Genomic DNA, 10,139 nt, shown 5'->3' with positions numbered 1-10,139 from the left:
GGATAAGCCCTCCCCGCGCGCGGAGGGCTTATCCCCCCCAACCCCCCTTGCCAAGGGGGGAACCAGGCGTTTTGCGTCTTGCGTTTGGCGTTTGGCGTACGACGTACGACGTACGACCTGCCCCCGGCGTTAACCTCTCATTTACCCGCCCCCGGTAATTTCCCAAGGCAATGGTCAGTAAAGGCGGGGAAGGGGCCCTCGGCCTGATTCTGGAACCGTTACCGCGCGTGGGCATATGGGCGCCTGCCGTGGGCGGTCCGGGCCACCTGGCGGAGGGGCTGCTCTGCCTCGCCGGCGCTGCCGAGCGGCTGGTGCAGCAGGACGCCCACGCCCTGCGGGTGGCCCAGCTCACCTACCGGCTGGCCGAGCGGCTGGGGCTCCCCGTGCAGCAGTGTGCCCGGCTGGCCCAGGCGGCCCGCTTTCACGACCTGGGCAAGTGGCTCATCGCGCCCGAAATCCTGGATAAGCCGGGGCCCCTCGAGCCCTGGGAGTACGCCCTGGTCAAGACCCACACCTCGCTGGGGGCGGCCGTCCTCTCCCTGCGGGCCGGCCCCGACGCCGGGCTCGCCGTCGGCATCGCCCTCACCCACCACGAGCGGTGGGACGGGACGGGCTACCCGCGCGGGCTGGCGGGCGAGGAGATCCCCCTCGAGGGCCGCGTCGTGGCGGTGGCCGACGTCTTCGACGCGCTGCTCACCCCGCGCCCCTACAAGCCCGCCTGGACGCCGGGGCGGGCGCTCGAGGAGGTCGGGCGGCAGGCCGGGCGGCAGTTCGACCCGGAGGTGGCGAACGCGCTGCTTCGCCTGGCCGACGAGGGGCGGCTCCCGCCGCTCGAGGCTCCCCCCGCCCCGGCAGAAGCACTCCCCCGCGGGTCCGTGGCGTAACAGCCCTCACTTTCGCCCGCCGCTATTGATAGCGTATTATCAGGTGTTATGGGCGCACTGGCGGTGCAGACCTTCGAACTGGGCGTGCGCTTCGGCGACTTTCAGGCGTTGTACGGGGTGAACCTGGCGATCTCCCCGGGCTCCTTCGTGGCGATCGTGGGCCCCAACGGGGCGGGGAAGAGCACCCTGCTCAAGGTGCTGCTGGGCCTCGACCCCGGCAACCTGCGCGACGGGGAGGCCCGGCTGACGGGCAAGGCCGAGGTGTTCGGCCAGGCTCCGAAGGCGCTCCCGCCGGGCTGGGTGGGCTACGTGCCCCAGGTCAAGAGCTTCGACCGCAGCTTCCCGGCGCTGGCGCTCGAGGTCGTCGTCTCGGGGCTGCGCCGGGCCTGGCCCTTCCGCATCGCCCCCCGCGAGCGCGAGGTGGCGATGGCGGCGCTCGAGCAGGTCGGGGCCGCCCACTTAGCCGGGCGGCGGCTGGGGCGGCTGTCGGGCGGGGAGTTGCAGCGGGTTTACCTGGCCCGCAGCCTGGTGCGCCGGCCCAGGCTCCTCATGCTCGACGAGCCGGCCACCGGCGTGGACGCGGTGGGCGAGGCCGACCTCTACCGCCACCTCGAGGCCTACCAGCAGCAGAGTGGGGCCACCGTCTTGATGATCACCCACGACTGGGAGGCGGCCAGCCACCACGCCTCGCACGTGCTGCTGCTCAACCGCACCGTCATCGCCTACGACCTGCCCGCCGTGGCCCTGTGCCACGAGTGCCTGAGCCGGGCCTTCGGGCACGTGGGCCACGCCCACAGCGCCCCGGTGATCCGCTAGGAGGAGACGTGCTCGAGGCCCTGCAACTCCCCTTCATGCAGCGCGCCCTGGTGGCGGGGGTCCTGGTGGGGGCCGTCGCCAGCTACCTCGGGGTGTTCATCGTGCAGCGGCGGCTCTCCTTCCTGGGCGACGGGCTGGCCCACGCGGCCTTCGCGGGGGTGGCGCTGGGCCTGCTGCTGGGCACCCAGCCGCTCTACGTCGCCGTCCCCTTCGCCGTGGCGGTGGCGCTGGCGATCACCTGGGTGCGCGAGCGCACCAACCTGGGCGAGGACACCACCATCGGGGTGTTCTTCGCGCTGTCGGTGGCGCTGGGCGTGCTGTTCATGTCCATGCGCCAGGGCTACAGCGCCGACGCGCTGTCGTACATCTTCGGCTCGATCCTCACCGTCACGGCGGCCGACCTGTGGGCCGTGGCGGCCCTGGCGGCGCTGCTGCTGGCGCTGCTGCCCTTGTGGAGCCGCTGGGCCTACGCCACCTTCGAGCGCGAGCTGGCCCTGGCCGACCGGCTGCCGGTGCTGCGCCAGGACTACGCGCTCTCGGCGCTGGTCGCGGTGGTCACGGTGATGGCGGTGAAGGTGGTGGGGCTGGTGCTCATCGCGGCCTTTCTGGTGATCCCGGCGGCGACCTCGAGGCTGCTGAGCCCCACCTTCGCCCGCATGACCTTGGGCGCGGTCGCCATCGGGGTGCTGTCCTCGCTGCTGGGCCTGTTCCTCTCCTACTCCCTCGACACCCCCAGCGGTGCTACCATCGTGCTCACCCAGACCGCGCTGTTCCTGCTGGCCCTGTCGTTGCGCGGCAGAAGCTGAGCCTGGCCCCCGGAGGGCCTCAAAGGTAAATGTCCCCATTGTCGGGTCGGATACACGGGATTAGACTCAGGCCATGTGGGTTTCCACCAAAGCACAGTACGGCCTGCGGGCCCTCGTCGAGATCGGGCTGCGGGCCCCCGCCGCGGTGCCGCTGAAGGACGTGGCCGAGGCCCAGGGCATCAGCCAGCACTACCTCGAGCAGATCGCCGCCCAGCTGCGCCGCAGCAACTTCATCCGCAGCGTGCGCGGGGCCAAGGGGGGCTACAAGCTCTCGCGCCCCATGGACAAGATCACCGCGCTGGAGGTGGTGGAGGCGCTGGAGGGCAGCCTGGCCCCCGTGACCTGCCTCGACGACCCCGAGTCCTGCTGGCAGACCGGGGCCTGCTCGACCGAGACGCTGTGGAAGAAGGTGGACTTCGCCATGCGCGGGGTGCTGGGCAACACCACCCTCAAGGACCTGGTGGAGGAGCGCAAGCTCATCGAGGCCCGCAAGCTCGTGCAGATCGAGCCCGCCGCCTACATCCCCCCGCAGAACCCCGTGGTCTGATGATCTACCTCGACTACGCCGCCACCACCCCGCTCGACGGCGAGGTGAAGGCCGCGATGGAGCGGGCCTTCGCCGCCTGGGGCAACCCTAGCTCGGTGCACGCCTACGGGCGCGCGGCCAAGGCCCTGCTCGAGGAGTCCCACGAGCGCGTGGCCCGCGCCCTCGGCGCCCGCCCCCGCGAGATCGTCTTCACCTCCGGCGGCACCGAGGCCGACGCCCTGGCGGTCTACGGCGTCGCCCTGGCGAGGGGCCGGGGTCACCTCGTCACCAGCCAGATCGAGCACTCCGCCGTGCTCACCGCGATGAAGGGCCTCGAGCGCCTGGGCTACGCGGTCAGCTACCTCACCCCCGAGCCCCGCACCGGCCTGATCTACCCCGAGCAGGTGGCCGAGGCCCTGCGCCCCGACACCCTGCTGGTGAGCCTGATGACCGTCAACAACGAGCTCGGCACGGTCTACCCGGTGCGCGAGGTCGCGGAGGTCTGCAAGGCCCGGGGCGTGCTCTTCCACACCGACGCGGTGCAGGCCGCGGGAACCCTGCCGCTCGAGGTGAAAGAACTCGGCGCCGACCTGCTCTCGCTGGCCGCGCACAAGTTCTACGGCCCCAAGGGCGCGGGGGCGCTGTACGTGCGCAAGGGCCTCGAGCTGTTCCCCCTCGCCCCCGGCAAGCAGGAACAGGGCTTGCGCGGCGGCACCGAGAACCTGCCCGCCGTCTACGGCCTGGGGCTGGCCCTCGAGCGCGCCGTGGCCCTGCTGCCCCAGGAAACCCCCCGCCTGCTCGCCCTGCGGGAGCGGCTCGAGGCCGCCCTGCTCGCCCTCCCCGGCGTCGAGCTCAACGGCCACCCCACCGCCCGCAGCCCCAAGCACGTCAACGTCACCGCCCTGGGCGCCGACGGGGAAGGGCTGCTGCTCAACCTCGACCTGATGGGCGTGGCCGCCTCCTCGGGCTCGGCCTGCGCCTCGGGGAGCCTCGAGCCCTCCCACGTCCTCACCGCCATCGGGCGCAGCAAGGCCGAGGCCAAGGCTTCGGTGCGCTTCAGCCTGGGCCGCCACACCACCGAAGCCGAGGTGGACGAGGCCGCCCGGGTCTTCGCGCAGGCGGTGGAGCGCTCGAGGGTCGCGGTTTAGGGCGGCTTGGGCGACGCTGAACGCCGATAGCCGATAGCCGAACGCGCCGGGTCGTACGTCGTACGTCCTACGCCGTACGCAAAACGCAAGACGCGAAACGCAAGACGCCTCGGCCCGTGGCCCTAGAGCGGTTTGCCTATTGATTGACCGGTTGGAGGTTGCAAAGCGCTTCCCCCCGGGGGTCCTCCGCCACGGCGATACGCCACGAATTACGACCACCGCTCTAACGTAACGGCGCAGTGGCTAAATAACCCGCAAGAGGAATTTTTTCTTGATAACATCGGGAACGTGAAAGCGCCCACTTTTCTCTTAATGAGATCTTTTGGGAGTTTGCTCCTGCTGCTCCTCGGCCTTTTCACCCTTGCAGCTTGCGGCGGGCAGTCCGGGGGTGGAGTCCCCGGCGGTGTGCTGCGCGTACGCATCACGGGTCTGCCTGCCGGGACGGCGGCAGTGGTCAAGGTGATCGGGATGGACCAGTCCGAGCGCACCGTCACCGCCGACACCGACCTCAAGGTTCCGCCGGGCACCTATGTGGTCAGTGGGCTTGCGGTGGGCGGCGGCGAGAAGGATGCCCCGGTTTACGCACCGTCCGTGACCTCACAGGAGGTGACGGTCGGTTCCGGCGCGGGCGCTGCGGTTAAGGTGGAATACGGGCTCCTCCAGACCAAGATATCGCCCGAGACCCGGGTGGCCGACGACGCGGCCTCCGCGAGCCTCACCTCACTGGTGCAAGGTAGCGACGGGCGCACCACGCTCACCTTTTCGGGCGGCAACCCGCAGATCACGGCCCTCAAGGCCGGGGAGATTTTGGTGCTCGGCCCGTCGTCGGCGGCCCCGGAGGGACACTTCGGGCGGGTTGTCTCGAACGACGGCACCACCGTCGTGACCGAGCCTGCCGCCATGCAGGACGTGATCCAGCGGGGGGCGTTCGTCTTTTCCAAAACGATTGACCTCAGCGCCCCCGGCGTGGTGCTGCCTCAAGGCATCCGACGCTTGGACGAGTTCGAGCAATGTCTGGCTGTAGACAAAACGCTGGCTGCGAGCGGTAGCGGCGGGAGCGCGGCGGTGGGGCTCACCGTGCGGGTCTCTGGGACGCTCTGCCTGAGCAGCGAAATTACGTTGACGACCAGTTTCAACGTGGATAAAAACCTCAAGCCGTTGCCGCCGGACGTAAACTTCAACGCTAAATTTAAGACCGGCGATAAAACCAACCTGAAGGTTACCGCTTCGGCAAACGTGACCACCCCCGCCGGTGCGGCCCCCTTTGACTTCCCCGCGCTCGAGGTTGCCCTGCTGCCCATCTCGCTCGGAACTTACACCGTGTGGACCGGGCCTGTTCCGTGGGTTATCACGCCGAACATCAGGGTCTATGTGGGCGCTGGCGGAACCGTGACCGCTGGGGTGCAGTTCGGCTTCAAGGCGGACGTTGAGGCTGGTGGCGGCTTCTTCTACGACGGAAAGGCCAACCGGTTCACACCCAAATCCACCCGAACCCAGACCTTCATCCCCGATTGGCCGCCCCTCACCTCCACACTGGACCTCAGGGCGTACATCTCGCCGTCGCTCGAGCTCATCATCAACGGCCTCGCCGGTCCCTTCCTCCGCCTCGACCCCTACCTGCGGTTCAAGGCCAACATCGGTTCTACCGTGGACTGGAAGCTTCTCGCTGGCCTCGACCTCTCCACCGGCATCACCCCGCTCCTGGGGATCGCCCTGGGGTACTCGACACTCCTCTACAACTACGAAGAGCAAATCCTCAGCAGCAGCAATACCCCCAACCCGGGCCAGACCACTACCAGCGCGCCCGGCTTCGCCGCGAGCGGGGGCATGGTGGTGGGGCCTGACGACACGGTTTACGTCGGCTCGGGGAACTCCGTACGGGCTTTCGCCAACGCGCTCGTGCCCAAGTGGACCTACAACACCAGCAGCTCGGTGCTGGGGGTCAGCCGGGGGGATGACGGAACCATCTACGCCTGGGATTTCGGCGGTACGCTCTACGCCATCAACCCGGACGGCACCGAGAAGTGGAAGACCGACCCGCTGGGGAATCTCGAGATTCGCCGGGTGGCGCTTACCGCGAACGGCCTGGTGGTTACAGCGGGCGGCAACACCGTGCGTACCTTCTCGGCGGCGAACGGCGCGCCGGGTTGGAGCGACGACGTGGGCGAGAGTGTTTATAGCGTCGTGGTGGATAAGAGCGGCAACATCTGGTCGAACGGCAGCTCCTCGGTGCGCAAGCACGCCCCGACCGGCGGGGTGCTGGCGACGGTGGCTGCCCCGAGTTCTCCCGGCGGGATGGCGATGGCCCCGGACGGCACGATCTATGTGCGGACCATTAGCAATGGGGTCATCCAGGTGTCTGCGGTGTCGCCCAATGCCACGCTCAAGTGGTCTAAATCGCTGAGCAATACCAATAACGAGCGTGCCGAGGCGGACTCGCTGAGCGAACCCGCCGTGGGCCCCGACGGGACCATATACATCTGCGGGACCCCGACCGACCCCAAGTACACCGGCAGCCTGTTCGCGGTGAGCCCGACCGCCCCCACCGCTTCCTTAGAGGTTCCCAAGTGGATATACACCCACTTCGAGCTATGCGAGGCCACCCCCGCGGTTGGCAACAATGGGCAGGTCTACATCGTCACCAACAAAACCTTGCGGGCCGTCAATGCGAGCGACGGGAAACTCGCCTGGAGTGTCGCAGCGGGCAATAACGATACCGAGTCCTCGCCCGTTTTCTTGACGAACAAATCCGTCGTCGCGGGGACCAGCAGCGGGCTGATCAGCGTGCACGCCGGCGGTCAACTCGCCACCGGCACCTGGGCCCGCGAAGGCGGGGATGCCAACAGCTCTCGGCGCATGAAATAAGTCGGGGTCGCGCTTTGGCCTCGAGCCCCTCCCCGGTCGCCTCTTCACAATTTCCTCCTGCCTGCCCCCCGCCCGGGGGCAGGCAGGCTTTAGAGCGGTGGTCGTAATTCGTGGCGTACCGCCGTGGCGGAGGGCCCCCGGGAAGAGGCGGTTTGCGACCCCTCCGACCGGTCGATCAGTAGGCATGCCGCTCTAGACCCTTGGCCCTCGACGCCGGCAGGGGAAGTTGGGGGGAGGTCAACCACGCGCCGCCCACCCCCGACCCGCGCCGACCCTTTACCGGTATCGTGGGAGCCGTGACCAAACGCCGCTACGAAGTCCTCCTCCCCGCCCGGCTCAACGACGGGCGTTCGGTGCTCTTGCAGGAAACGAGCAACCTCCAGCAGTCGCTCCAGGAGGTCATCGAGCGCTTCGGGGCGATGAGCTACAACCCCAACACCGTGCTCGGGGTCTACCACAAAGGCCGCGAGACCTTCGAGGACGACCTGTACCAGCTCGTCGTGGACGTGGACGACACGCCCGAGAACCGGCGGTTCTTCCTCGAGTTCAAGCAGAAGCTCAAGGGGCGCTTCCAGCAGCTCGAGATCTACGTCGTGACCTACCCGGTGGAGGTGCTGTAGGCGTGAAAAAGCCCCCTCGAGGCGAGGGGGCCGGGCGGCGCCGGGCTGGCCGAATCCGGCATTAGCTCGAGACCTTCTCCCGGTCGAGCTGCTCGCGCAGTTCGCGCTTGAGGATCTTGCCCACCATGCTCTTGGGCAGGCTCTCGCGGAACTCGTAGATGCGCGGGACCTTGTAGGCGGCCAGGTTGGCGCGGCAGTGGCGGTCGAGCTCCTCCTGGGTCACGGTCTGGCCGGGCTTGAGCACCACGTAAGCGGCCACCGTCTCGCCGCGGTAGGCGTCGGCCACGCCCAGCACCGCGGCTTCCTGCACGGCGGGGTGGGCGTAGAGCACCTCCTCGACCTCGCGGGGGTAGACGTTGTAGCCGCCCGCGATGATCATGTCCTTCTTGCGGTCAACGATGTAGAAGTAGCCCTCCTCGTCCATGCGGGCGACGTCGCCGGTGAGGAGCCAGTCGATCACGATGGTCTTGGCGGTCTCCTCGGGGCGGTTCCAGTAGCCCAGCATCACGTTGGGGCCCCGGATGGCGAGCTCCCCGATCTCGCCGGGGGGCACCTCCTGGAGGTCGGGGCCGACCACCTTGGCCTCCACGCCGCTCATCGGCAGGCCGATGCTGCCCACCTTGCGCTTGCCCACCACCGGGTTGCAGTGGGTGCAGGGGGCCGCCTCGGTGAGCCCGTAGCCCTCGACGAGCTTGCCGCCGGTGAGCTCCTCGAAGCGCCGGGCGACCTCCACGGGCAGGGCGGCCGAGCCCGAGATGCACACCTTCACCGTGCCCACCTTGCGACGCTCGATGCCGGGGAAGTTGTTGAAGCCCACGTAGAGGGTGGGCACCCCGGGGAAGTGGGTCACGCCGTGCTTCTCGATGGCCTCGACGCAGGGCTTGACCTCGGGGCGGGGCAGCAGCACGATCTTGTAGGCCTCGGCGATGCCGTAGTTCATCGCCACGGTCATGCCGTAGACGTGGAAGAAGGGGATGGCCCCCAGCATCACGCCCTTGCCCTCGAGCTCCTTCGCCGGGTACCAGGAGATGGCCTGGTAGGTGTTGGCGACGAGGTTGCGGTGCGAGAGCATGGCCCCCTTGGAGAGCCCGGTGGTGCCCCCGGTGTACTGCAGCAGCGCCACGTCGTCGGGCTTGGCGGGGTGGGGGTGCTCGAGGGGCGGGTGCTCCTTGAGCAGCGCCTTGAAGCCGTGGCGCTTGGGGTCGGGGGGCAGGTTGACCCAGCGCTTCTCCCGCCGGGCCTTGACGGGGAAGAGGAGGTTCTTGGGGAAGGGCAGGTAGTCCTGGATCCCGGTGGTGATCACCCGCTTGACCCCGACCTCGCCGGCGATCTCGGCGTAGCGCGGCCACAGCAGGTCGAGGATGACCAGCGTCTCGGCGCCCGAGTCGTTGAGCTGGTGCCTGAGCTCGCGGGGGGTGTACAGCGGGTTGACGTTGACGCAGACGCCCCCCGCCGCCAGCGTGCCGTAGAAGGCGATGACGAACTGCGGGCAGTTGGGCAGCATGATGGCTACCCGTTCGCCCTCCTTCACGCCCAGCGAGCGCAGGGCCTGCGCGAAGCGCCGCGCCGCGCTCCACAGCCCCTCGTACTTGAGGTGATAGCCCATGAACTCCAGGGCCACGTTGCCGGGGTACTTCTGGGCGCTGTGCTCGAGCAGCCGCCACAGCGGGACCTCCGGATAGCTGATTTGCTCCGGTACACCGGGATCGTAATGTGCCAGCCAGGGTTTTGCCATGCTTGAACCTCCAGGGGCCTTTGCGCGCTGTGCCTCAAATCTTAGAGGATTCTTATACCGAGTTCAAGCAGAGAGTCCACCATCCCAGCGTTACGCTCCCGTTATGTCCGGGAGGGCAGGGACCGGAGGGCTGGACGGTTCCATTATCCCCCGCTCGAGCCCATAAACTGTAGTTATGGATGTCCTAGTGCGTTCCCAAGAGGGCGTTCCCGCTCATCCGGTCGAGCGCAGCCAGGATGCTTTCGTCCAGGTCCTCATCGGCCCCGAAGACGGAACCGTGCACGCGGTGGTGCGCCGCTTCACCCTGTTGCCCGGCGGGCGCATCCCCCGCCACAAGCACCCCACCGTGCAGCACCAGCAGTACGTGATCTCCGGCCGGGTGCGCGTGGGCGTAGGCACCGAGGTGCGTGAGGTCAAGGCCGGCGACGCCCTGCTCATCCCCCCGGACACGCCCCACTGGTACGAGAACCCCAACGACGAGCCGGTGAGCTTCTTGTGCATCATCCCGCGCACGAGCGGGTACGCCACGTTGTGGCTGGATGATTGAGGGGGGGTGGTCGATAGCTGATGGCCGGTAGCCGGGCGCCGGTCATACGTCGTACGTCGTACGCCTGACGCCGAACGCAAGACGCTAAACGCGGGTCGTACGTCGTACGTCCTGCGTCGTACGCGAGATGCAGCCCCCCTTAGCAAGGGGGGCTGGGGGGATAAACCCTCCCGCGCGCGGGGAGGGTTTATC

Annotated in this window: 9 protein-coding genes; 8 read left to right on the top strand and 1 reads right to left on the bottom strand. The window is 68.4% G+C overall.

Going from position 1 to position 10,139, the window contains the following annotated elements:
• The first annotated feature begins 248 nt into the window (after nt 1-248).
• From Mterra_RS15215 to Mterra_RS15185, 7 genes are all read left to right on the top strand, one after another.
• Nucleotides 249-884, top strand: a complete 636-nt coding sequence (locus Mterra_RS15215; RefSeq protein ID WP_170159690.1) for an HD-GYP domain-containing protein — start codon at nt 249-251, stop codon at nt 882-884.
• A 48-nt stretch (nt 885-932) separates the two neighbouring features.
• Nucleotides 933-1,700 (top strand): metal ABC transporter ATP-binding protein, encoded by a 768-nt coding sequence (locus tag Mterra_RS15210; RefSeq protein WP_119315947.1) that lies wholly within the window; start codon nt 933-935, stop codon nt 1,698-1,700.
• Between the two features lie 8 nt (nt 1,701-1,708).
• Nucleotides 1,709-2,506: a metal ABC transporter permease gene (locus Mterra_RS15205; protein ID WP_119315946.1), complete on the top strand. Its 798-nt coding sequence runs from the start codon at nt 1,709-1,711 to the stop codon at nt 2,504-2,506.
• 73 nt (nt 2,507-2,579) lie between these two features.
• On the top strand, nt 2,580-3,053 hold the full coding sequence (locus tag Mterra_RS15200) for an RrF2 family transcriptional regulator (RefSeq protein WP_119315945.1): 474 nt from the start codon (nt 2,580-2,582) through the stop codon (nt 3,051-3,053).
• Entirely contained in the window at nt 3,053-4,180 is a 1,128-nt protein-coding gene (locus Mterra_RS15195) for a cysteine desulfurase family protein (protein ID WP_119315944.1), read from the top strand. The genes Mterra_RS15200 and Mterra_RS15195 overlap by 1 nt, the downstream gene beginning before the upstream one ends.
• A gap of 330 nt (nt 4,181-4,510) precedes the next feature.
• Nucleotides 4,511-7,045 (top strand): outer membrane protein assembly factor BamB family protein, encoded by a 2,535-nt coding sequence (locus tag Mterra_RS15190; protein ID WP_170159689.1) that lies wholly within the window; start codon nt 4,511-4,513, stop codon nt 7,043-7,045.
• 296 nt (nt 7,046-7,341) lie between these two features.
• Entirely contained in the window at nt 7,342-7,665 is a 324-nt protein-coding gene (locus Mterra_RS15185; RefSeq protein ID WP_119315942.1) for a hypothetical protein, read from the top strand.
• Between the two features lie 61 nt (nt 7,666-7,726).
• On the opposite strand, the gene Mterra_RS15180 is transcribed toward Mterra_RS15185, so the two are convergent.
• Nucleotides 7,727-9,400, bottom strand: a complete 1,674-nt coding sequence (locus tag Mterra_RS15180; RefSeq protein ID WP_119315941.1) for a long-chain-fatty-acid--CoA ligase — start codon at nt 9,398-9,400, stop codon at nt 7,727-7,729.
• A gap of 175 nt (nt 9,401-9,575) precedes the next feature.
• Here Mterra_RS15180 and Mterra_RS15175 point away from each other — a divergent pair, with 175 nt between their 5' ends.
• On the top strand, nt 9,576-9,947 hold the full coding sequence (locus Mterra_RS15175; RefSeq protein ID WP_119315940.1) for a cupin domain-containing protein: 372 nt from the start codon (nt 9,576-9,578) through the stop codon (nt 9,945-9,947).
• Nucleotides 9,948-10,139 lie beyond the last annotated feature (192 nt).

The sequence above is a fragment of the Calidithermus terrae genome (genome assembly GCF_003574345.1).
In the GTDB taxonomy this organism is placed as follows: Bacteria; Deinococcota; Deinococci; order Deinococcales; family Thermaceae; genus Calidithermus; species Calidithermus chliarophilus.
Note: the sequence above shows the minus strand (reverse complement) of the source record. Positions and strands in the feature narration are given on the sequence as shown.